At 56.8% G+C, this 21,528-nt stretch carries 19 protein-coding genes and 1 pseudogene; 10 read left to right on the top strand and 10 right to left on the bottom strand.

The genetic code is table 11. From position 1 onward, the window contains the following. Nucleotides 1-61: 61 nt before the first annotated feature. A complete protein-coding gene (gene gyrA / locus RMR21_RS06900; RefSeq protein ID WP_498669922.1) occupies nt 62-2,887 on the bottom strand; it encodes a DNA gyrase subunit A in 2,826 nt (941 codons plus the stop codon). 252 nt (nt 2,888-3,139) lie between these two features. Between gyrA and RMR21_RS06895 the strand changes: the two genes are divergently transcribed. After that, nucleotides 3,140-3,769, top strand: coding sequence for a MarC family protein (locus tag RMR21_RS06895; protein ID WP_498669921.1), 630 nt, complete (start codon nt 3,140-3,142; stop codon nt 3,767-3,769). Nucleotides 3,770-3,868: 99 nt separating this feature from the next. Here RMR21_RS06895 and fba read toward each other — a convergent pair whose 3' ends face one another. Then, nucleotides 3,869-4,933: a class II fructose-bisphosphate aldolase gene (fba, locus tag RMR21_RS06890; protein WP_498669920.1), complete on the bottom strand. Its 1,065-nt coding sequence runs from the start codon at nt 4,931-4,933 to the stop codon at nt 3,869-3,871. A gap of 349 nt (nt 4,934-5,282) precedes the next feature. Here fba and RMR21_RS06885 point away from each other — a divergent pair, with 349 nt between their 5' ends. The 4 genes from RMR21_RS06885 (at nt 5,283) to RMR21_RS06870 (ending at nt 9,465) form a co-directional block, all read left to right on the top strand. Further along, nucleotides 5,283-6,284: an ABC transporter substrate-binding protein gene (locus tag RMR21_RS06885; protein WP_498669919.1), complete on the top strand. Its 1,002-nt coding sequence runs from the start codon at nt 5,283-5,285 to the stop codon at nt 6,282-6,284. Nucleotides 6,285-6,384: 100 nt separating this feature from the next. Beyond that, nucleotides 6,385-7,272 carry an ABC transporter permease gene (locus RMR21_RS06880; RefSeq protein ID WP_498669918.1) on the top strand — a complete coding sequence of 296 codons (888 nt, stop codon included), beginning with the start codon at nt 6,385-6,387 and terminating at the stop codon, nt 7,270-7,272. After that, nucleotides 7,265-8,353 (top strand): quaternary amine ABC transporter ATP-binding protein, encoded by a 1,089-nt coding sequence (locus RMR21_RS06875; protein ID WP_498669917.1) that lies wholly within the window; start codon nt 7,265-7,267, stop codon nt 8,351-8,353. Before RMR21_RS06880 ends, RMR21_RS06875 begins: the two co-directional genes overlap by 8 nt. 89 nt (nt 8,354-8,442) lie before the next feature. Continuing rightward, a complete protein-coding gene (locus RMR21_RS06870) occupies nt 8,443-9,465 on the top strand; it encodes an LLM class flavin-dependent oxidoreductase (protein WP_498669916.1) in 1,023 nt (340 codons plus the stop codon). A 45-nt stretch (nt 9,466-9,510) separates the two neighbouring features. Here RMR21_RS06870 and RMR21_RS06865 read toward each other — a convergent pair whose 3' ends face one another. Further along, nucleotides 9,511-9,774, bottom strand: coding sequence for a hypothetical protein (locus RMR21_RS06865; protein WP_498670243.1), 264 nt, complete (start codon nt 9,772-9,774; stop codon nt 9,511-9,513). Between the two features lie 120 nt (nt 9,775-9,894). On the opposite strand from RMR21_RS06865, the pseudogene RMR21_RS06860 reads away from it, so the two are divergent. Next, nucleotides 9,895-10,392 (top strand): annotated as a pseudogene (locus tag RMR21_RS06860) (transposase family protein); the annotation flags it as partial. 187 nt (nt 10,393-10,579) lie between these two features. Here RMR21_RS06860 and RMR21_RS06855 read toward each other — a convergent pair. Continuing rightward, nucleotides 10,580-11,104 carry a single-stranded DNA-binding protein gene (locus tag RMR21_RS06855; protein WP_498670096.1) on the bottom strand — a complete coding sequence of 175 codons (525 nt, stop codon included), beginning with the start codon at nt 11,102-11,104 and terminating at the stop codon, nt 10,580-10,582. 290 nt (nt 11,105-11,394) lie between these two features. Between RMR21_RS06855 and uvrA the strand changes: the two genes are divergently transcribed. Both uvrA and RMR21_RS06845 read left to right on the top strand, forming a co-directional pair. Beyond that, nucleotides 11,395-14,316, top strand: a complete 2,922-nt coding sequence (gene uvrA / locus RMR21_RS06850) for an excinuclease ABC subunit UvrA (RefSeq protein ID WP_498669915.1) — start codon at nt 11,395-11,397, stop codon at nt 14,314-14,316. A gap of 24 nt (nt 14,317-14,340) precedes the next feature. After that, on the top strand, nt 14,341-15,141 hold the full coding sequence (locus tag RMR21_RS06845; RefSeq protein WP_498669914.1) for a DUF72 domain-containing protein: 801 nt from the start codon (nt 14,341-14,343) through the stop codon (nt 15,139-15,141). Between the two features lie 18 nt (nt 15,142-15,159). Here RMR21_RS06845 and dusA read toward each other — a convergent pair whose 3' ends face one another. The 3 genes from dusA to RMR21_RS06830 form a co-directional block, all read right to left on the bottom strand. After that, nucleotides 15,160-16,122 (bottom strand): tRNA dihydrouridine(20/20a) synthase DusA, encoded by a 963-nt coding sequence (gene dusA, locus RMR21_RS06840; RefSeq protein WP_498670095.1) that lies wholly within the window; start codon nt 16,120-16,122, stop codon nt 15,160-15,162. 28 nt (nt 16,123-16,150) lie between these two features. Continuing rightward, nucleotides 16,151-16,342 carry a hypothetical protein gene (locus RMR21_RS06835; protein WP_498669913.1) on the bottom strand — a complete coding sequence of 64 codons (192 nt, stop codon included), beginning with the start codon at nt 16,340-16,342 and terminating at the stop codon, nt 16,151-16,153. Nucleotides 16,343-17,091: 749 nt separating this feature from the next. Continuing rightward, nucleotides 17,092-17,709 carry a hypothetical protein gene (locus RMR21_RS06830; protein WP_498669912.1) on the bottom strand — a complete coding sequence of 206 codons (618 nt, stop codon included), beginning with the start codon at nt 17,707-17,709 and terminating at the stop codon, nt 17,092-17,094. 451 nt (nt 17,710-18,160) lie between these two features. On the opposite strand from RMR21_RS06830, the gene RMR21_RS06825 reads away from it, so the two are divergent. Both RMR21_RS06825 and RMR21_RS06820 read left to right on the top strand, forming a co-directional pair. Continuing rightward, entirely contained in the window at nt 18,161-18,850 is a 690-nt protein-coding gene (locus RMR21_RS06825; protein ID WP_498669911.1) for a fumarylacetoacetate hydrolase family protein, read from the top strand. A gap of 15 nt (nt 18,851-18,865) precedes the next feature. Continuing rightward, nucleotides 18,866-19,393: a gamma carbonic anhydrase family protein gene (locus tag RMR21_RS06820; RefSeq protein WP_498669910.1), complete on the top strand. Its 528-nt coding sequence runs from the start codon at nt 18,866-18,868 to the stop codon at nt 19,391-19,393. Nucleotides 19,394-19,400: 7 nt separating this feature from the next. On the opposite strand, the gene RMR21_RS06815 is transcribed toward RMR21_RS06820, so the two are convergent. Genes RMR21_RS06815 through znuC form a run of 3 tightly spaced genes read right to left on the bottom strand, consistent with a single transcriptional unit; the run spans nt 19,401 to nt 21,506 of the window. Next, a complete protein-coding gene (locus RMR21_RS06815; protein ID WP_174152903.1) occupies nt 19,401-19,805 on the bottom strand; it encodes a Fur family transcriptional regulator in 405 nt (134 codons plus the stop codon). Next, nucleotides 19,802-20,620 carry a zinc ABC transporter permease subunit ZnuB gene (znuB, locus tag RMR21_RS06810; RefSeq protein ID WP_498669909.1) on the bottom strand — a complete coding sequence of 273 codons (819 nt, stop codon included), beginning with the start codon at nt 20,618-20,620 and terminating at the stop codon, nt 19,802-19,804. Before znuB ends, RMR21_RS06815 begins: the two co-directional genes overlap by 4 nt. Further along, the gene (gene znuC / locus RMR21_RS06805; RefSeq protein ID WP_498669908.1) at nt 20,613-21,506 is read right to left on the bottom strand and encodes a zinc ABC transporter ATP-binding protein ZnuC; all 894 of its coding nucleotides are present in this window, start codon (nt 21,504-21,506) and stop codon (nt 20,613-20,615) included. Before znuC ends, znuB begins: the two co-directional genes overlap by 8 nt. Nucleotides 21,507-21,528: the final 22 nt, after the last annotated feature.

The raw sequence follows: 21,528 nt of genomic DNA, 5'->3' as shown, positions 1-21,528 counted from the left end.
GAACGTCACTTCAATGGATAGGGGCGAGTGACGATCACACGCCCCTTTTGCTTTGGACGTATCAGGCTTCGCCCTCAGGTGCAGCACCGTCCTCTGGCTGTGCGCCGGTGATCTCGGCCTCACCATCGAGCACGTCAACCTCTTCCTCGCCCTCCGGCTCGTTGATACGCTCAACGGAAACGACCTTTTCGTCCTTTGCCGTCGAGAAGATCGTAACGCCCTTGGTGGCGCGGCTTGCAAAGCGAATGCCGTTGACGGGCACGCGGATCAACTGGCCACCGTCGGAGACAAGCATGATCTGATCTGTGTCTTCAACCGGGAAGGCAGCAACAAGTTCGCCAATCTCCGCCGTCTTGGAAGTATCCGTTGCGCGGATGCCCTTGCCGCCGCGACCCGAGGTACGGAAGTCGTAAGAGGATGAGCGCTTGCCAAATCCCTTTTCGGAAACAGTCAGCACGAACTGCTCCTGCGACTTGAGGAACTGGTATCGCTCTTCGGTAAGATGACCTTCTTCCGTCACGTCCTCACCAACGAGTGCGATTTCTTCGACTTCCGTCTCGCCTGTCAGCGCCCGACGTTCGGAGGCCGCACGCTTGAGGTAAGCGGCCCGCTCCCACGGTTCGGCATTGACGTGGCTGACGATGGTCATGGAGATGATCCGGTCGCCCTCGCCCATGTTGATCCCACGAACACCAACCGAATTGCGGCCAGCAAACACGCGAACATCGTCAACGGGGAAGCGAATGCATTGGCCAAGCGCCGTCGTCAGCAACACGTCGTCACCGGCCTCTTCGCCAAGCGCATCCGGACCGCTGCAGGTTTCGACGGAGAGGATTTCGTCACCCTCCTCGTCCAGCTTCATGGCAATCTTGCCGTTGCGGTTCACCTGCACGAAGTCCGACAGCTTGTTACGGCGAACCGTTCCGCGTGTGGTGGAGAACATCACGTCCAGTGTTTCCCAGGTCGTCTCGTCTTCCGGTAATGGCATGATGGTGGTGATGCGCTCACCTGCTGCCAAAGGCAGCATATTGATCAGCGCCTTGCCCTTGGACTGAGGCGTACCAATCGGCAAACGCCAGACTTTTTCCTTATAGACAATGCCGCGCGACGAGAAGAACAGGACTGGTGTATGGGTGTTGGCAACGAACAGGCGATTGACGAAATCGGCATCGCGTGTCGCCATGCCGGAGCGGCCCTTGCCGCCGCGACGTTGCGCCTTGTAGGTCGTCAGCGGTACGCGCTTGATGTAACCTAGATGCGACACTGTGACGACCATATCTTCGCGAGCGATGAGATCCTCATCGTCCATATCAGGGCCACCTTCGACGATCTGACTGCGGCGCGGTGTGCCGAACTCGTCGCGAACAGCTGCAAGTTCATCCTTGACGATCTGTTGGATGCGAATGCGCGATGAAAGAATATCGAGATATTCGCTGATTTCGGCGCCGATCTTGTTCAACTCGTCGCTGATCTCATCGCGACCGAGAGCCGTCAGACGGGCCAGGCGAAGCTCGAGGATCGCACGGGCCTGTTCCTCGGAAAGATTGTAGGTCAAATCTTCGTTGATACGATGGCGTGGGTCATCGATCAGAAGAATAAGGCTTTCCACGTCGGATGCTGGCCAGCGGCGCGTCATCAACTGCTCGCGGGCTGTCGCCGGGTCCGGTGCCTGACGGATGACACGGATGACTTCATCGATGTTCGCAACAGCAATGGCCAGACCGACCAACACATGCGCGCGGTCACGCGCCTTGCGCAGCAGGTACTTGGTGCGTCGGCTGACGACTTCTTCGCGGAAGGACACGAAGGCCCGAAGCATGTCGAGCAACGTCATCTGCTCTGGCTTGCCGCCATTGAGCGCCACCATGTTGCAGCCGAACGAGGTTTGCAAAGGTGTGTAGCGGTAAAGCTGGTTCAGAATGACTTCAGCATTTGCATCGCGCTTCAGTTCAACGACCACGCGGTAGCCCTGACGGTCGGACTCGTCGCGAAGGTCGGAAATGCCCTCCACGCGCTTGTCTTTGACCAGTTCGGCCATCTTTTCGATCATCGAAGACTTGTTCACCTGGAAGGGAACTTCGGTGATGATGATCTGCTCGCGGTCGCCACGCATCGGTTCGATCGTTGCACGGCCGCGCATGATGACGGAGCCACGACCCGTCTCGTAAGCAGAGCGAATGCCCGAGCGTCCCAGAATGAACGCGCCTGTGGGGAAATCCGGGCCGGGAATGATTTCCATCATTTCCGGAAGCTCGATCTCTGGGTTGTCGATCAACGCGATGGATCCGTTGATAACTTCGGTCAGATTGTGCGGCGGAATGTTGGTGGCCATGCCGACGGCGATGCCGCCTGCGCCATTGACGAGAAGGTTGGGAAATTTCGCAGGCACAACGACTGGCTCAGACATGGTGCCGTCATAGTTGTCGCGGAAATCGACCGTTTCCTTGTCGAGATCGTCGAGCAGCGCATGCGCCACTTTCTCGAGTCGGCATTCGGTATAACGCTGGGCTGCTGGCGGATCGCCGTCGATGGATCCGAAATTGCCCTGACCATCGATCAGCGGCATCCGCAGCGACCAGTCCTGAGCCATACGTGCCAAGGCGTCATAGATGGCCGAGTCACCATGCGGATGGTATTTACCCATCACGTCACCGGTGACACGAGCGGACTTGACGTATTTCTTGTTCCAGTCGAGGCCGAGTTCATTCATCCCGTAAAGGATACGACGATGAACGGGTTTCAGTCCGTCACGAACATCGGGAAGTGCGCGGCTGACGATAACGCTCATCGCGTAATCGAGATACGACCGCTGCATTTCCTCTATGATGGAAATGGGCTCAATACCTGGCGGAAGCTTTCCGCCGCCTGGGGGGCTCTGATCAGTCAAATCGGATCACATTCTATGTTAAGAATCGGATGGATTTTTATAGCGGAAACAGCGCTAAAGCGCTAATTTCCAGCGCCGTTATGAACAGTCTTTTGCGTCATTTGCAAGACGATGCACAGTTTTCTCCGCGTGCTTGATGAAAACAGGGCAATCAGGGTTTCAAACACCGGCAGACTTACCTAACATCCTCCGATAAGCGATCCTGAAACAGGCCGAGACGCCTCGATTTTTAGGACACAAGACGGGGACATCATGGCAACCACCGAACTTCTCATCAACGCGTTGACGACGATGCTGGTTACGCTAGATCCGCCGGGTCTCGCTCCCGTGTTTCTGGCGCTGACGGTTGGCATGACGCGGGCTCAGCGTGGCCAGGTGGCAATGAGAGGCTCCATCATCGCCTTTGCCATTCTCGCCATGTTCGCGCTGTTCGGATCGTCCATTCTGGAACTGCTTGGTATTTCTCTCGGTGCTTTCCGTATCTCCGGCGGCCTGTTGCTTTTCTGGATATCGTTCGAAATGATTTTCGAGAAGCGACAGGAGCGCAAGGAGAAGACATCTGAAATGGCCATCACCCTGGATCACATCCAGAACATCGCCGTTTTCCCGCTGGCACTTCCGCTGATCGCCGGCCCTGGTGCGATCTCGGCTACCGTGCTGATCTCAGGCTCGATGCAGACCACTGTCGACAAGGTCATCTTCATTCTGCTGCTCGCATTCAGCATGTTGCTGGTGTTTCTCGCGTTGCTCGCAGCCGACCGGCTGGATCGCTTCCTGGGCAACACCGGCCGCGCCATCCTTACACGCTTGCTTGGCGTCCTTCTTGCCGCGCTTTCGGTTCAATTCGTAGTGGACGGCGTGAAATCCGTGATCGTATCGTGACGGAACTGACCAGATTTTGAGTCAGGAAGGACAAACCACAGACGATCCTCGGGTCAAGCCCGAGGATGACGCCGTTGGGGAACGAACCCGTTTACACACTCACGAAACAACCGGATCCAGTGAACCGGATGCATAACGCTTTGCCATCTCTCGAAGCGGAATCGGCGTGATCTTAGAAGCCTGCCCCGCTGTCCAGAAGAGTTCAAACCGTTCCTTGCAAAGCTTCGTCATCGCGTCACGCGCAGGCTTCAGATACTTGCGCAGATCGAATTCCGCCGGGTCTTCTGCCAAAACCTTGCGGATTTGTCCGGTGATGGCCATGCGGCAGTCGGTGTCGATGTTGATCTTGCGAACGCCGTTCTTGATCCCGCGCTGGATTTCCTCGATCGGCACGCCCCAGGTCGGCTTGATCGCGCCGCCATAGGCATTGATGATATCCTGCAAATCCTGCGGCACGGTCGATGATCCGTGCATGACGAGATGGGTGTTCGGCAGCTTGTTGTGGATTTCCTCGATGACGTTCATCGCCAGCACGCTGCCATCCGGTCTGCGCGTGAATTTGTAAGCGCCGTGGCTGGTGCCCATGGCAACGGCCAAAGCATCCACCTTGGTTTCCTGTACAAACTTGACCGCCTCATCCGGGTCGGTCAGCAACTGGTCGTGCGAGAGAACACCTTCGGCACCGTGGCCGTCTTCCGCCTCGCCCATGCCACTTTCCAGCGAACCGAGAACACCCAGTTCACCCTCGACGGAGATACCACCGTAATGCGCCATCTCGGTAACCTGGCGCGTGACGCCGACATTGTAATCCCAGTCACCCGGCGTCTTACCATCGGCCTTGAGAGAGCCATCCATCATGACGGATGTGAAACCGGCCTGAATGGCGGTCATGCAGCTGGCGGCCTCATTGCCATGGTCCAGGTGCACGCAGACGGGTATGTGCGGGTAGATTTCCACGACCGCATCCATCATGTGCTTGAGCATGATGTCGTTTGCGTAGGCACGTGCGCCGCGCGACGCCTGCATGATGACAGGTGAGTTGGTCGCATCCGCTGCGTCCATGATGGCCAGCGCCTGTTCCATATTGTTGATGTTGAAGGCAGGGACGCCATAGCCGTTTTCTGCCGCGTGATCGAGCAATTGACGGAGCGTTATTCGAGCCAAGGTATTTCCCCCTAAACGAGTTGTTTTGAGAATGGCATCCCTCAACACCACCCTGTCCTTTACCGGACAGTTGCTAGTATTGCCTTGGCAATACCAACTATCCAGCTTTTTTTGACATCGATCAGCAAAGATTGAGCGATCCCCAGGTCACAAGCCGACAGTGCTGAAAGTTACCTGAAGATTAAAATGCCGTGACCTGTCGTGGTTTGGCGAATGGCCGTCGCATTTCGCGTAGGTTCACGGTCGGGCTTCACGCCATCATCCCATCAACTTTGCAAAGACAAAGACAGGGGCAGACCCAAGCGGCAGGTTCGTCTCTTTATAAGCGTCGCCAATAAAGGGAACAGATATGAAGACATTGCTTGCATCGACCTGTCTGGTGTTCGGTTTGCTGGGCGGCGCGGCTGCGGCCAGCGCTGCAGAGTGCGGTAGTCCGACCATTGCCAGCATGAACTGGCAGAGCGCCGAAGTGCTGTCCGCCATCGACAAGATTATTCTCAACGAAGGCTATGGTTGCAGCGCCGATATCACCATTGGCGATACCGTTCCAACCATCACATCCATGGTCGAAAAAGGCCAACCCGATATCGCGCCGGAAGCCTGGGCCGATACATTGCCGGAAGTCGTCAAGCGTGGCGTGGACGAAGGCAAGCTGGTGGTTGCCGCAACGGCCTTGCCTGATGGCGGTATTCAAGGCTGGTGGATTCCCAAATACGTGGCCGACGCACATCCTGATATCAAGACCATCGGCGATCTCATGAAGAACCCGAAGCTTTTCCCGGATGCGGAAAATCCAGACAAGGGCGCCATCGTCAACGGTCCACAAGGCTGGGGCGGTACCGTTGTCACAGGTCAGCTCTACAAGGCATTCGACGCAGAAGAAGCAGGCTTCAACCTTATCGATAGCGGCTCGTCCGCTGGCCTCGATGGCTCCATTGCCAAGGCCTATGAGCGTAAGCAGCCATGGGTTGGCTACTACTGGTCGCCGACCGCCCTCCTCGGCAAATACGAGATGGTGAAGCTCGAGCCCGGCGTTGCCGGCGATGCCGCCGAGTGGAAGCGCTGCAACACGGTTGCGGATTGCCCGGACCCGAAGCCGAACGCATGGCCGGTGGACAAGGTTGTGACGCTGGTTGCCAAACCATTTGCCGACAAGGCAGGTCCAGAGATCATGGACTACCTGAACAAGCGCTCGTGGAGCAACACCACCGTCAACAAGCTGATGGCATGGATGACCGACAATCAGGCGACCGGTGAAGACAGCGCCAAGCATTTCCTCAAGGAAAACCCAGACATCTGGACGAAGTGGGTTTCTGCCGACGCTGCGGAAAAGGTCAAGGCCTCGCTCTGACAGAGTTCCCTCCTGCCTGACGAAGCGTCCGGCAGACACGCAACCAGACATGCGATTGGCAAACACCCATCGCATGTCGACGTGATCACAGGGGACGCGCATGGACTGGTTTTACAAGTTTCCGAGCATGAACGACGATACGCTTCGTGGTCTGAAAAAGATGATCGATGACGGCTTTCGTGAGTTCACCCGCGCCTGGGGCGGAAGCATCGAAGGTTTCTTTTCACCACTGCAGCAATTTCTGATCTGGGCCGAGCGTTTTATGACGCAAACGCCGTGGCCAATCATCATCCTGATCATTCTCGCCATTGCCTGGGCTGGCAGCCGCAGCCTCAAGATCGTGCTGGGCTGTCTTTTCACACTTCTGGCTATCGGTTACTTCGACATGTGGACGGATACGATGCGGACGATCTCGATGATCTTCGTCTGCACGGTTTTGTCCATCGCCATCGGGCTTCCTCTCGGCATTGCCATGTCGCATTCCAACCGTGTCCAGCGGGTCGTCAATCCGATCCTGGATGTCATGCAGACCATGCCGAGCTTCGTCTACCTCATCCCCGTCGTCATGCTGCTGGGTATCGGCCGCGTGCCGGGTCTGATCGCCGTCGTCATCTATGCCATTCCGCCGATGATACGCCTCACCAATCTCGGTATCCGGCTGGTGGATGGGGATGTGCTGGAGGCCGCCGACGCCTTCGGCTCTTCCGGCTGGCAAAAGCTCTTCAAGGTGCAATTGCCGCTGGCACTCCCCACCATCATGGCCGGCATCAACCAGACCATCATGATGGCGCTCGCCATGGTCGTCATCGCCTCGATGATCGGCGTGCAGGGACTGGGCCAGCCGGTTCTCAAAGCCATCGCCAACCAGTATTTCACGCTGGGCATCTTCAATGGCATGGCCATCGTCGGCATCGCCATCATCTTCGACCGCATCAGCCAGGCCTATGGCAAAAGGCTCCAGAAACATCAGGAGATTGCCCATGGCTGAAACTGCATTCGGCGGCATAAAGATCAGCAACCTCTACAAGGTGTTCGGCGCCAAACCGCACGCTCATATCGACGCCGTTCGCAATGGGCTGACAAAAACCGAACTCAACGAGAAGCACGGTCATGTCCTTGGCCTTCGAGATATCAACATCGATATTCCCTCCGGCTGCATTCAGGTCATCATGGGCCTTTCCGGCTCCGGCAAGTCAACGTTGATCCGCCACATCAACCGGCTGATAGACCCAACGGCTGGCGAGGTGCTGGTCGATGGCGTTGATGTCATGAAGATGAATGCGACAGAGCTGCGCGCCTTTCGCCGCCACCAGACAGCGATGGTTTTTCAAAAATTCGCCCTTCTGCCGCATCGCAACGTTCTGGATAACACCCTCTATGGCCTTGAAGTGCAGGGCATGGCGAGGGCGAAGAGCGTCGATATTGCCATGCGCTGGCTGGACCGCGTCGGCCTGAAAGGCTTCGAGACACGCTTTCCCAACCAGCTGTCGGGTGGCATGCAGCAGCGCGTGGGGCTGGCGCGGGCGCTCTCCAACGATGCGCCTGTTCTCCTGATGGATGAAGCCTATTCCGCGCTCGACCCGCTGATCCGCACCGACATGCAATCCGTGCTTCTCGATATTCAAAAGGAAATCAGGAAAACCATCGTCTTCATCACCCATGATCTGGACGAGGCACTTCGGCTGGGCGATCAGATCGCGATCCTGCGGGATGGCGAGGTCATTCAACAGGGCACCAGTCAGGACATTGTGCTGCATCCGGCCGATGAGTACATCGCCAACTTCGTGAAGGAGGTGAACAGGGGTCGGGTCATCAATGTCGAGGCCGTGATGTCTCCAGTTGCGCCGGGAATACCGGCCGTCGGTCCGCAAGTTGTTGTCGGCACCAGCATCGAGGACACGATGCGAATGCTGGCGCGGAGCGGCGATGAAAAAGCAACGGTCTGCGACCCCTCGGGCAAGGCTATGGGAACCGTCAGCTTCCGCCAACTTGCCAGCGCAATCGTCGATGTGTCGGCGGCGGACCTCAATCTTAGCGAGACGACGGATCTTGCTCGGGCCAAGGCCTGAACAGACTGTTCACAATCTTGGCCGTACATTCCCTGAATTGCGCACTATATGTTTGGCAACGAAACATATGCAGATTCAGGTAGAATATCATGAAGAAGATTGGCTTTCTGTCTTTTGGACATTGGGGTCCGGGGCCACATTCCCAAGCACGCACCGCCAAGGACGTACTTCAACAATCGATAGAGCTTGCTGTCGCGGCCGAAGAGATCGGTGTCGACGGCGCATACTTTCGCGTGCATCACTTCGCCCGGCAACTGGCCTCGCCGTTTCCTTTGCTGGCAGCCGTCGGCGCCAGAACGAGCAAAATCGAGATCGGCACGGGCGTCATCGATATGCGTTATGAAAACCCGCTCTACATGGCGGAAGATGCGGGTTCTGCCGACCTGATTTCCGATGGTCGCCTGCAACTTGGCCTCAGCCGTGGTTCGCCCGAACAGGTGATCGAGGGTTGGCGCTACTTCGGCTATCAGCCGAAAGACGGCGCGAGCGATGCCGACATGGGTCGCAACAACACGGAAGTGTTTCTGGAGGTGCTGAAGGGCGAGGGTTTTGCCGAGCCCAATCCCCGGCCGATGTTTGCCAACCCTCCCGGACTGCTGCGTCTCGAACCGCATTCCGAAGGTTTGCGTGAGCGTATCTGGTGGGGTGCTGGCTCCAATGCCACCGCCGTCTGGGCGGCAAAGCTCGGTATGAACTTGCAGAGTTCGACGCTGAAGGACGACGAGACCGGAGAACCGTTTCATGTCCAGCAAGCCAAGCAAATCCGCGCCTATCGTGCCGCTTGGAAGGAAGCTGGCCACACCCGCACACCGCGTGTGTCCGTCAGCCGCAGCATTTTTGCGCTGGTGGATGATCGCGACCGCGCCTATTTCGGTGGCAGCGGCAAAGAGAGCGACAGCATCGGTTATCTCGATGCAAACACCCGCGCTGTTTTCGGACGCTCATATGCCGCAGAGCCGGAGATGCTGATCAAGGAGCTGGCGAAGGATGAAGCCGTCGCTGAGGCCGATACCCTGTTGTTGACGATCCCGAACCAGCTCGGCGTCGAGTACAACGTCCATGTTCTCGATTCCATCTTGAAACACGTCGCGCCAGAACTCGGCTGGCGTTGATGGTACTGGGTCCACGGCATCCGTGAATGCTGTGGACCAGCGCCGTTATTCGGCGACATCCAGAACCAGTGCCTTCGTCAGTTCCAGCGCCTGGCGTTCGAACAGACCGCGATAGATGCCACCTTTTTCTGGATGAGGCTGACATGCGTTCTCTCTCCGATAATCGTTCCATGGCATGCTTTGTAAGCGTTTGCGCATATCGGTATGGTCCGTTGCCAACCTGGCCTTCACGCCAGCAGGAACCGGATCAATGCGGATCCGACACCCAATCGACAATGCGGCCCAGCGCTTCTGTATCGATGTCGCCATCTACCCGGACGCGTGTGTCCCGACCAAGTTTGATCGTTATATCGCTGTGTTTTCGGCCTGATGTCATCGACGGTTCCGCGGCCGTGGGCTGGGCTGACGGTGCATCCGACACGATAGCTGAGTGATGTGCCATCCTCATGGATTGCAGCAGATGCTGTGTATGGCGTCGGAGTAGTGCTGCACCGAGCCTGCAAAGGTTGCGTTCTCGGGATCAAACCAAACCGTCATTTCGGCTCTTGGTCGGGTAAGCCTTCCCTTGCAGGAAACGACCTTGAGATCGCCCGTGATCTCGATCCCGCTGCGTGGCAGCGCCTTTGCGCCAGCGATGTCACAAAAGGCGCGGGGCTTGTTGATCGCGCGCACTATCAGCGATGGCGAGCTCGTATTCTTCACGACGTGATGCAAGGCGGGAACAGCCATTCAGACGCTTGTATCCGTCGAAGGTCACTATTGGGCAATCGAAGATACCTTCGAGACCGCCAGGAACGAACTCTGTCTCGAACATAACGAGACCCGCTCGCGGCATGGCTGGCATCGCTACGTCTTTGTCGTCATGCTCGCCTTGCCATGATGTCCGTGATCCGATCTCGTGCCAATGTCATCACGCACCAAAAAAAGACCGCGCATGATAGCAATCAAGACCTAATCCTCCGGTCCATCCAGAAGGTCAGACGCATCGCCAACAGGCTTGACCAGCGGCGTAACAAGACCGCCTACGTTGTTGCATGGTCATGCTGGAAACGAGCGCATCGGGTGCTACCCGAAGCGATCATTTTAAATCCGAAACGCAACTGTCGTGTTCGGATCAGAACGGTATATCGTCATCCATATCATTGTTGAAGTTGCCAGCTGGCTGGCCGCCGCGCGATGCGCCACCGCGAGAGGAGGAGGAGGATGGTTGGTCATTGCCGCCGCCATAGTTTCCGCCACCGCTACCGTAATCGTCTCCGCCACGGCTTCCACCGCCGCCACCTTCACCGCGACCGTCTAGCATGGTCAGGGTGGAATTAAAGCCTTGGAGTACGATTTCCGTGGAGTAACGATCATTGCCCGTTTGGTCCTGCCATTTTCGGGTCTGAAGCGCGCCTTCAATATAGAGCTTGGCGCCCTTTTTTACGTACTGCTCAATGACCTTGCAAAGACCTTCGTTGAAGACCACCACAGAGTGCCATTCCGTCTTTTCTTTACGCTCTCCGGAGGTGCGGTCGCGCCAGCTTTCGGATGTCGCAATACGAAGGTTTGCGATAGGACGACCGTCTTGCGTGCGGCGAATTTCTGGATCAGCGCCGACGTTTCCGAGCAAAATTACCTTGTTTACGCTGCCAGCCATCTTCTCATCCTGTCTGCCAGCCATCATGGCCAGCATCTATCCTGTTCAAAATCTGAGATCACCATAGACCATCGTTCAACACCATGGGCACCGGATGGAACGACAATCCACAAGGAATGTTATGTCATCTGCGCACGCTTGCCAATCGTTCTCATTTTGTTCTATTAAGACTGGACAACTGAGTCAAGTGGACTGAAAAGCGTATACGAAAAGTTTAATATATCTCGACATGCCGCTCACCGTCATTACATAAGAACCGACGCCTCCCAACGAGTATCCCGAGCCTTCTCATGAGTGAATTAAAGACGATTTCGATCCGCGGTGCCCGTGAGCATAACCTCAAGGGTATCGACCTGGACCTGCCGCGCAACAAGCTGATCGTGATGACCGGCCTGTCGGGCTCCGGCAAATCTTCGCTCGCCTTCGATACGATCTATGCGGAAGGGCAGCGGCGCTACGTCGAGAGCCTCTCGGCCTACGCTCGCCAGTTTCTGGAAATGATGCAAAAACCGGATGTGGACCAGATCGAGGGTTTGTCTCCCGCCATCTCCATCGAACAGAAGACGACCTCGCGCAACCCGCGCTCGACGGTCGGGACGGTTACGGAGATCTACGACTATATGCGTCTGCTCTTTGCGCGTGTGGGTGTCCCCTACTCGCCAGCGACAGGCTTGCCGATTGAAAGCCAAACGATCAGCCAAATGGTGGACCGTATCCTTGCGTTCGAAGAAGGGACACGGCTTTACATTCTTGCACCGATGATCCGAGGTCGGAAGGGTGAGTACAAGAAAGAGCTCGCCGAGCTCATGAAGAAAGGCTTCCAGCGCGTCAAGGTCGACGGTCAATTTTATGAAATTGCCGATGTGCCTGCGTTGGACAAGAAATACAAACACGATATCGATGTGGTCGTGGATCGTGCCGTGGTTCGTCCGGACATGGCTGCGCGTCTGGCAGACAGTCTCGAGACCTGTTTGAAGCTGGCAGATGGTCTGGCCGTTGCGGAATTTGCCGACAAACCCCTGCCACCGGAAGAGACGTCTGCCGGTGGATCGGCGAACAAGTCGCTGAACGAGACTCACGAACGTGTGCTCTTTTCGGAAAAGTTCGCCTGCCCCGTCTCCGGTTTTACGATCTCAGAGATCGAACCCCGCCTTTTCTCCTTCAACAATCCCTTCGGCGCCTGCCCTACCTGCGATGGCCTCGGCTCCCAGCAGAAGGTGGACACGGCGCTGATCGTGCCCGAGCCCGCACGCACGTTGAAGGATGGCGCCGTGGCGCCGTGGGCCAAGTCATCATCACCATACTATAATCAGACGCTGGAAGCGCTTGGCAAAGCCTTTGGCTTCAAGCTGTCCAGCCGCTGGAACGAACTCTCCGACGCTGCAAAGAAAGCGATCCTCCAAGGCACTGACGATAAGATCGAGTTCCAGTATCAGGACGGCGCACGCTCCTACAAGACGGTGAAAAATTTTGAAGGCATCGTTCCCAATCTGGAACGTCGCTGGAAGGAAACAGACAGTGCTTGGGCGCGTGAGGAGATCGAGCGCTACATGTCAGCAGCGCCCTGCCCCGCTTGCGCAGGTTATCGCCTGAAACCCGAAGCTTTGGCGGTGAAGATCAACAAGAAGCACATCGGCCAAGTCACCGAGATGTCGATCAAGGTGGCGCGCGACTGGTTCGAAGTTCTCCCGGAATCGCTCAACGCCAAACAAAACGAAATCGCCGTCCGTATCCTCAAGGAAATCCGCGAACGCCTCAGGTTTCTCAATGATGTGGGACTGGATTACCTCAGCCTGTCGCGCAACTCCGGTACGCTATCCGGTGGTGAAAGCCAGCGTATCCGCCTTGCATCACAGATCGGCTCGGGCCTGACGGGCGTTCTTTACGTCCTCGACGAGCCGTCCATTGGCTTGCATCAGCGCGACAACGCTCGTCTCCTTGATACGCTGAAACACCTTCGCGATATCGGCAATACCGTCATCGTGGTCGAGCATGACGAAGATGCCATCATGACCGCCGACTATGTGGTTGATATCGGTCCGGCCGCCGGTATTCACGGCGGCGAAGTCATCGCAGAGGGCACGCCGCAGCAGGTCATGGACAACCCGAATTCGCTGACCGGTAAATACCTTTCCGGTGAATTGGGCGTGGCTATTCCCGCAGAACGCCGCAAGGCTAAAAAGGGTAAGGAGATCAAGGTCGTCGGCGCCCGCGGCAACAATCTGAAAAATGTGACTGCGTCAGTTCCGCTCGGTGTCTTCACGGCTGTGACTGGCGTGTCCGGTGGAGGCAAATCGACCTTCCTGATCGAGACGCTTTACAAATCGGCGGCACGTCGCGTCATGGGTGCTCGTGAAATTCCGGCTGACCACGACCGTATCGATGGCTTCGAGTTCATCGATAAGGTCATTGATATCGACCAGTCGCCGATCGGGCGTACACCTCGCTCCAACCCGGCGACTTATACGGGTGCGTTCACGCCCATCCGGGACTGGTTCTCCGGCTTACCGGAGGCGAAAGCTCGTGGTTATGCACCCGGCCGCTTCTCCTTCAACGTCAAGGGCGGTCGTTGTGAAGCCTGTCAGGGCGATGGCGTCATCAAGATCGAGATGCACTTCCTGCCGGACGTATATGTGACGTGCGATGTCTGCCACGGCAAGCGCTACAATCGCGAAACGCTGGATGTGACCTTCAAAAGCAAGTCGATCGCCGATGTCCTCGATATGACGGTCGAGGAGGGTGTCGAATTCTTTTCAGCCGTGCCAGCGGTGCGCGACAAGCTGCAATCGCTTTTCGATGTCGGTCTTGGCTACATCAAGGTCGGGCAGCAGGCCAACACCCTGTCAGGTGGTGAAGCCCAACGCGTGAAACTTGCCAAGGAGCTTTCAAAACGCTCGACTGGCCGCACGCTCTACATTCTCGATGAGCCAACGACCGGCTTGCATTTCCACGACGTCAACAAGCTGTTGGAAATGCTTCACGAGTTGGTCGATCAGGGAAACTCCGTCGTCGTCATCGAGCACAATCTCGAGGTTATTAAGACTGCTGACTGGGTGATCGATATCGGCCCTGAAGGCGGTACGGGTGGTGGCGAGATCGTCGCAACCGGAACGCCGGAGCAGATCGTCAAGGAAAAGCGTTCTTATACCGGCCATTTCCTGAAGGAGCTGCTGGAGCGTCGTCCCGAGAAGAAAATACAAGCCGCAGAATAACCAGGGCATGGAGGGAAGACTGCGATGAGCAAGACAGGCACGATCCGCACGGGCATCGGCGGCTGGACCTTCGAGCCATGGGAAGGCACGTTTTATCCCGACAAGCTGGTCAAGAGACGCCAGCTCGAGCATGCCAGCCGCCAGCTCAGAGCCATCGAAGTCAACGGAACCTATTACGGCAGCCAGAAGCCGGAAACCTTCGCCAAATGGGCATCCGAAGTTCCTGATGGTTTTATCTTCTCGCTCAAAGCCAGCCGCTTTGTCACCAATCGCAAGGTGTTGGCCGAAGCCGGTGAATCCATCGCCAAGTTTCTCACGCAAGGACTGACGGAGCTGGGCGACCATCTTGGTCCTCTCCTGTGGCAGTTCGCCCCGACAAAGAAGTTTGAGCCGGATGATTTCGCTGCCTTTCTGGCGCTTCTACCTGAAAAACAGGATGGCCTGACGCTTCAGCATGTCGTCGAAGTCCGCAATCCGAGTTTCCAGGTGCCGGAGTTCATCGACCTGCTGGCAAAGCACAAGGTTGCCGTCGTCTGCGCCGATCACCACGAGTACCCGATGTTGCCGGATGTGACAGCGGAGTTTGTGTATTGTCGCCTGCAAAAGGGCGAAGACGACATCGAGACCTGTTACCCTGAAAAGGACGTGAAGGCGTGGGCTCATCGTCTTCAGGACTACGCGCAAGGCAGCGTCCCGGATGATCTCCCTTTGATCGCCCTGGATCGCAAGACAGAGAAAAAGACACGCGATGTCTTCGCTTTCTTTATCACCGGCGGCAAAGTCAACGCGCCGAACGGCGCACAACTGTTGCAAACGCTGGTGTAAAGCCGCCTGCCAAGTGCCTTAAACAGCGATGATCTCGCAGCCCTTGTCGAAATTGACCGCCGAAAATGCTGCAGAAATGACTTCAGGTCCGGCGCCAGGCCGGGTCGCATCGCTGGACAGTATCTGACGGAACCGCCGTGCACCGGGCAGGCCCTGAAACAGCCCGACCATATGTCGTGTGACGTGATTCAGCCGGCCGCCCGTGGCGGTGTAATCCGCTGCATAATCCATCATCGTGTCGCGCAGACTTATCCAATCCGGCGCAGTTGCCGGTTCTCCATAAATCCGGTGATCGACGTCGGCCAGAATGGAGGTGTTGTGATAGGCGGCGCGGCCCAGCATGACGCCGTCCATATGCTTGAGATGACCCTCAGCCTGATCGAGATCGGTAATGCCGCCGTTGATGCCGATAAAGACCTCGGGATTTTCCTCTTTCACGCGATAGACGAGCGCATAGTCGAGCGGCGGAACATCGCGGTTTTCCTTCGGAGACAAGCCCTGAAGCCAGGCTTTGCGTGCATGAATCCAGACAGCATCCGCACCGTCAGCGACAACGCGAGAGATGAAGTCCGGCAGCACCGTTTCCGGCGCCTGTTCGTCCACACCTATGCGGCATTTGACGGTTACGGGCACGGTGGCAACAGCTTTCATCGCCGCTATGCAACGGGCAACCGTTTCCGGCTCACGCATCAGGCAGGCGCCGAATGTGCCGGATTGCACCCGGTCGGAAGGGCAGCCGACATTCAGGTTGATCTCGTCATAGCCATAATCACTGGCGATCTTCACCGCTTCCGAAAGCTTTGCCGGATCTGAGCCGCCGAGCTGGAGCGCAACGGGATGTTCCTGAGCATGATAGCCAAGCAACTTGTCACGCTGCCCGTGAATGATCGCATCGGCAACGATCATTTCCGTATAAAGCAGCGCATGGCTGGAAAGCTGCCGATGAAGAAAGCGACAGCGTGTGTCCGTCCAGTCGATCATGGGCGCGACTGCGAAGATTTTTTCGCGGTTAAGATACTGATTTTTCAATTGTTTTTCCAACTGCACCACGCAAGACCACGTTGCACCACGGCCATTTTGAGCCACTCTCTAACACGAGTAACCATTTGAATCCATTGGCAGTGGTCTCTGGGTAATTTCCCAACTGCACCAAGATCTGCACCACAACTGCACCAATATTTTGGCGAACTGCACCATTCATCGTGTCTATTCAACGGATTGTTGAATAGTGGATTCTGGTTGCTGTACACTCGCCGCTGACACCAACAGACGCGGCCATGAGCCGCCTAGGAAGGGAATGTGAGCGAGGTACACCGGTACAAAGTCGTGAAAATGCTGTCACAGGCGGGTAACAAGCTAACCTACACGCCCTACGGGCCCGAAATCGTATTGACTTGAGCACTACGATGCGCTTGCCGCTCAGCAGGCAAGCTGGTCACCAATGGAGACGGCACCTACCGACCGTGCCATCCTCGTGTGGTGTGACGACCTGGCGGGCCGAACTTCGGACGATGCGCTGGCCGAAGGCTGCCTCAACCTCTACGATGCGCACACGGAAAATTTCACCCGTGCAGAAGATGGCCTTCAATTGTTGAATGGGGTGGTGAGTGGGACGACCGCACCTACGAAGAGCCAAACGCCGGATGACTCCCAGAGTGGTGGTTCGTCCGGGGGTCTGATTTTGAAGTTGTCGCCAACCCCATCTTTTGGATGCCGCTACCAATGGCACTGACGCCATGAGCGTTCGGCCAAAGTGCTATTTCTTGAAGCACGCGGATGGTCGCTTCTATAGTTTCACTGACCAGGCCACCTACGATGGCCCACAGTTCAGCAAGGACTATAGAGACGCGAAGCTGATGTCTCGCCAGGGTGCGGCTAATGTTCAGCGCAGGCTTCTGGATCCGCGATGGCATGGCGAACGGTTTGAGATCATCCACGAAACGGAAGCTGCTATGCCCCGGTAGCAACCTCATGCATTTTGCGCAAAAGCTCACCGACGTTGCCCGCGTGGCAGGAGATGCTGCCTGTCACGCGATGTTCGAAGCCATTCTCTTCCTCGTACTCATAGCTTGATTCAAACATCCGAAAGGCATCGGACCAAGGCGAGATGTCGATCTCCCGGATAGCCTCGTAAGCATCCACGGCAACGTTGAAGATCGCTGGCTCAATATCAACGATCTGGCCATACCACCGAAAAGCTCCAGTTACATCTCCAGCTGTTCGCCTTTGCTTTTTTGCCTGTGCAGTCTCACCGGTTGCGGCAAGCTCTATAAGCGAACGATCAACCAAGCAAACACGCATAAGCTCGACCGTGATCGGCTGAACAAAATCAGTCGCGACACTGATCTTGCTGAGAAGCTCAGCCTCATGATGGAAAAGATTTCTTAGCGCCTTCAACCCGATGAAGCTCGGGGAGTCGTGAAGCCCACCCTTACGGTAGCGCTTCAGTTTGTCACTGAAGCTGTGCAAGGAATTGAGGAAGTGGAAGAGCGTATCCTCATTCGGGGCCTGGCAGTGCCGAAGGTATTCCCGGAATAAGCGATCAGTCGCGGCTTGAAGATCCTTCATTCGTTATCCTGTTCAAAGCTAACTGCACCAAGCTCCCAAGCCTGACTTACACTCCCACCGCGCCCTCCGCTACTGCGGGCAGGTTTTCAGCCACTGCCCGCCAACCCTCAGACATTCCCCGCCACGCCCAGCCCCACGTCACCATCAGTTGAATCTGCACCGGTCGCTTGGTGCAAACTGCACCAAAACTGCACCATCGCCTATTTTAAAATAAATAAACCAACGATTTCAATATCTTAAAAACGTGCTTTACAGTCGATCATGGGCGCCACGGCAAAAATCTTGCCGCCGGTTGCGAGAGCGTGTTGATACATGAGTTGCCAAACCTTTTCTGCGGGGCTTCTACCGCAACCTGCTCCATAAAGCCAGTTTTCTGCCAAGGCCGATTTTAAACTGGAAATCCCCGCAGAATCGCGGGACAAACAGGACCTGAAATGAGGAGCCAAGACCGATGTCCGCGACCGTTATTCCCATTCCACCAACCGTTCTGTTGCCTGTCGAAGGCACGGATGAAACATTTCCGGTTCGCAGGGTCTACTGCGTCGGGCGCAATTACGCAGACCACGCCATCGAAATGGGTCACGATCCCTCACGTGAGCCGCCGTTCTTCTTTCAGAAAAACGCAGACAATCTGCTGCCTGCTGGCAGGGATTTTCCTTATCCTGCACTTTCTTCCAATGTGCATTACGAGGTCGAGTGCGTCGTTGCCCTGAAAAGTGGTGGCTCCGACATTTCTGTCGAAGATGCGCTGGATCATGTCTGGGGTTATGGCGTCGGTATCGATATGACGCGCCGCGACATGCAGGATGCGTTGAAGAAAATGGGCCGATCCTGGGAAAGCGCTAAGGCGTTCGAATATTCGGCTCCTGTCTCGCCGCTCGTCCCCGCTTCCAAGATTGGCCACCCAGCAAAGGGCGCGGTTTGGCTCGAAGTAAATGGTGAGCGCAAACAGACGGGTGATCTCGATCAGATGATCTGGAAGACGGCAGAAATCATCGCAGAGCTTTCAAAGCTGTTCACGCTGGCGGCAGGCGATGTCATCATGACCGGCACACCGGCAGGCGTGGGGCCGATCATATCGGGTGACCGCATCGATTGCGGTGTGGATGGTGTCGCAACACTGTCCGTCAAGATCGCGTGAGCCAGAGGAGCCCATATGCCGCTTTACCGTCTCGGAGACCGCGTTCCGCAAACCCCTGCCCCGGATCGTTACTGGGTAGCGCCCGATGCCAATGTCATCGGCTCGGTCACGATTGGAGACGACGTCGGCATATGGTTCGGTGCGACGTTGCGTGGCGATAATGAACCCATTACCGTTGGGCGTGGCAGCAATATTCAGGAAGGGGTTATGGTACATGCCGACCCCGGTTTCCCGGCAACGATTGGCGAAAACTGCACCATCGGACACCACGCCATCATCCATGGCTGCACGATTGGTGACAACTCGCTCGTCGGCATGGGTGCGACTGTTTTGAATGGCGCAAAGATCGGCAAAAACTGTCTGATCGGTGCCAACGCGCTGGTGACGGAGGGGAAGGAGTTTCCCGACAATTCGCTGATCGTCGGCTCCCCGGCCCGCGCCATCCGCACATTGGATGAAACTGCGATCGCATCGCTCAAGACATCTACGGAAAACTACGTCAGAAACTGGCAGCGTTTCGCCAAGGAATTGCAGCCGCTCTGACCGGCGGTCAAGCGGCGCAGGCTTCGCAAAGGCCGCGAATTTCTATCGTGGTCTTCTCAGCCTTGAACTGACGCTTTTTTGCCCAGTCACCAAGGCGATGATCGACGTCGTGATCATGGAACTCCGTGACTTGTCCACATGCGTTGCAGATTGCAAAAGCCACTGTGCCGTGATGGTGCGTGCAGCAATCAGACTTGGTGTGCGAGCACGCCACGAAGGCATTCAGGCTTTCCAGTCGATGCACGAGACCGAACTCGATCAGCTTTTCCAGCGCCCGATAGACCTGTAACGGAGCGCGAAAACCGGCGTCCCTTAGCTTGTCGAGAATGACGTAGGCGCTCAGGGGCGCTTGAGAACGGGTCAGTGCATCGTAAACGAGGCTCTGGTTGCGGGTGAGATTTTGCGTGGTCATGAACGGTCTCCCTGCTCTGCCTTCCGCACCAGTTTTGGCGCCGGCAGAAGACTCAAGATGAAAAGCATAACGGCGGCAACGACGATCGAGGGGCCGGATGGCGTGTCGTATTGGAGCGAGCCCATCAGCCCGCCGAAAACGGCAATGGCGCCGATCAACGATGCCAGGACGGCCATGATTTCCGGCGTGGACGAAAACCGGCGCGCGGTTGCTGCCGGGATGATCAGCAGCGAGGTAATCAGCATGATGCCGACGATCTTCATGGCGATGGCGATGACGAGCGCCATGAGCAGCATGAACAGCAATTTGGATCGTTCAGGCCGCATGCCTTCGGCTTCCGCCAGTTCGGCATTGACGGTCGATGCGAGCAGAGGTTTCCAAAGATACGCAATCGCCAACACCACCACCACGCCGCCACCCCAGATGAGATAGATGTCGGAGACGGTCACGGCCAGAATATCGCCAAATAGGAAGGCGACGAGGTCAATGCGCACCCATGTCATGAAGGCAACGATGACGAGGCCGAAGGCAAGGGCCGAATGCGAGAGAATGCCAAGCAGCGCGTCGGACGATAATGCCTGGCGGCGCTGCAAAAACAGCAGCAACAGCGAAACCAAGGACGCGACGATGAAAACGCTGACGATCAGGTTCAACTGAAACAACAAAGAAAGCGCCACGCCCAGAAGCGCGGAATGCGCCATGGTATCCCCGAAATAAGCCATGCGCCGCCAGACGACGAAACAGCCCAACGGCCCTGCCATCAAGGCGACGCCGATACCGGCAACCATGGCCCGCACGAAGAAATCGTCAAACATGCCTGGCTCCATCGGCATGATCATGGTCATGCTGCCCGCACCCGCATTCATCTTCATGATGGTCATGGCCGGGCACATCGTGATGGTGACCATCGTCCGGGTGGCAATGGCCGGTTACCGTCCCATCGGCATGTTGCACCCGGCCATCCGGCAGATGCGTGTGATCGTGGTCGTGGGTGTAAACGGCAAGCCCCCGGCCCGCCGCACCACCGAATAGCCTCATATATTCAGGGCTCTGGCTGACCATTTGCGGCGTGCCGCGGCAGCAGACATGACCGTTGAGACAGATGACCGTATCGGTTTCTGCCATCACCACGTGGAGGTCGTGCGAAATCAACAAGATGCCGCAGCCCGTGGAGTTGCGAATGTTCTTGATGAGATCGTAAAGGGCGATTTCGCCGGAAAAATCCACGCCCTGCACCGGCTCGTCCAGAACCAGCAGATCCGGTTTACGGGCTATGGCGCGGGCCAGAAGCGCGCGCTGAAACTCCCCGCCGGACAGATGTTGCACTTCCGCCTTGGCAAGATGTGTGATGCCGGTGGCATTGAGCGCTGCGTCGATCTCACGGGCGGGCAACTGCCCGGTCAGTGTCATCAACCTGCGAACCGTCAGCGGCATCGTCCAGTCTACGGAAAGTTTTTGCGGCACGTAGCCCACTCGCAGTCCGGCGGTCCGTGAGACATTCCCCTCGTCCGGTTTCAAAACGCCCGTCGCCATTTTTGCGCTGGTGGATTTGCCGGATCCGTTCGGACCGATGAGGGTCACGATCTCGCCACGGCTAACGGAGAAATCCACGCCGCGCACCAGCCAGCGACCGCTGCGCTGAATGCCAGCATTGGAAAGCGAGACCAGTTTTCCGTCATTTTTTGCCGGAGAATGAAGCATGTGTTTTTCCGATTGTCGGTGT

Source organism: Agrobacterium sp. rho-8.1, assembly GCF_033957725.1.
GTDB lineage: Bacteria > Pseudomonadota > Alphaproteobacteria > Rhizobiales > Rhizobiaceae > Agrobacterium.
This window is presented reverse-complemented; position numbering and strand designations above follow the sequence as displayed.

Bases quoted from the DNA above. Each gene is read 5' to 3' on its own strand.
- RMR21_RS06820 (WP_498669910.1), top strand. From the start codon at position 18,866: ATGCCGCTTTACCGTCTCGGAGACCGCGTTCCGCAAACCCCTGCCCCG.
- RMR21_RS06885 (WP_498669919.1), top strand. From the start codon at position 5,283: ATGAAGACATTGCTTGCATCGACCTGTCTGGTGTTCGGTTTGCTGGGC.
- RMR21_RS06825 (WP_498669911.1), top strand. From the start codon at position 18,161: ATGTCCGCGACCGTTATTCCCATTCCACCAACCGTTCTGTTGCCTGTC.
- uvrA (WP_498669915.1), top strand. From the start codon at position 11,395: ATGAGTGAATTAAAGACGATTTCGATCCGCGGTGCCCGTGAGCATAAC.
- dusA (WP_498670095.1), bottom strand. From the start codon at position 16,122: ATGATCGACTGGACGGACACACGCTGTCGCTTTCTTCATCGGCAGCTT.
- znuC (WP_498669908.1), bottom strand. From the start codon at position 21,506: ATGCTTCATTCTCCGGCAAAAAATGACGGAAAACTGGTCTCGCTTTCC.
- RMR21_RS06855 (WP_498670096.1), bottom strand. From the start codon at position 11,104: ATGGCTGGCAGCGTAAACAAGGTAATTTTGCTCGGAAACGTCGGCGCT.
- RMR21_RS06815 (WP_174152903.1), bottom strand. From the start codon at position 19,805: ATGACCACGCAAAATCTCACCCGCAACCAGAGCCTCGTTTACGATGCA.
- RMR21_RS06835 (WP_498669913.1), bottom strand. From the start codon at position 16,342: ATGAATGGTGCAGTTCGCCAAAATATTGGTGCAGTTGTGGTGCAGATC.
- RMR21_RS06830 (WP_498669912.1), bottom strand. From the start codon at position 17,709: ATGAAGGATCTTCAAGCCGCGACTGATCGCTTATTCCGGGAATACCTT.
- RMR21_RS06875 (WP_498669917.1), top strand. From the start codon at position 7,265: ATGGCTGAAACTGCATTCGGCGGCATAAAGATCAGCAACCTCTACAAG.
- RMR21_RS06880 (WP_498669918.1), top strand. From the start codon at position 6,385: ATGGACTGGTTTTACAAGTTTCCGAGCATGAACGACGATACGCTTCGT.
- RMR21_RS06865 (WP_498670243.1), bottom strand. From the start codon at position 9,774: ATGGCGACATCGATACAGAAGCGCTGGGCCGCATTGTCGATTGGGTGT.
- RMR21_RS06895 (WP_498669921.1), top strand. From the start codon at position 3,140: ATGGCAACCACCGAACTTCTCATCAACGCGTTGACGACGATGCTGGTT.
- RMR21_RS06870 (WP_498669916.1), top strand. From the start codon at position 8,443: ATGAAGAAGATTGGCTTTCTGTCTTTTGGACATTGGGGTCCGGGGCCA.
- RMR21_RS06845 (WP_498669914.1), top strand. From the start codon at position 14,341: ATGAGCAAGACAGGCACGATCCGCACGGGCATCGGCGGCTGGACCTTC.
- znuB (WP_498669909.1), bottom strand. From the start codon at position 20,620: ATGTTTGACGATTTCTTCGTGCGGGCCATGGTTGCCGGTATCGGCGTC.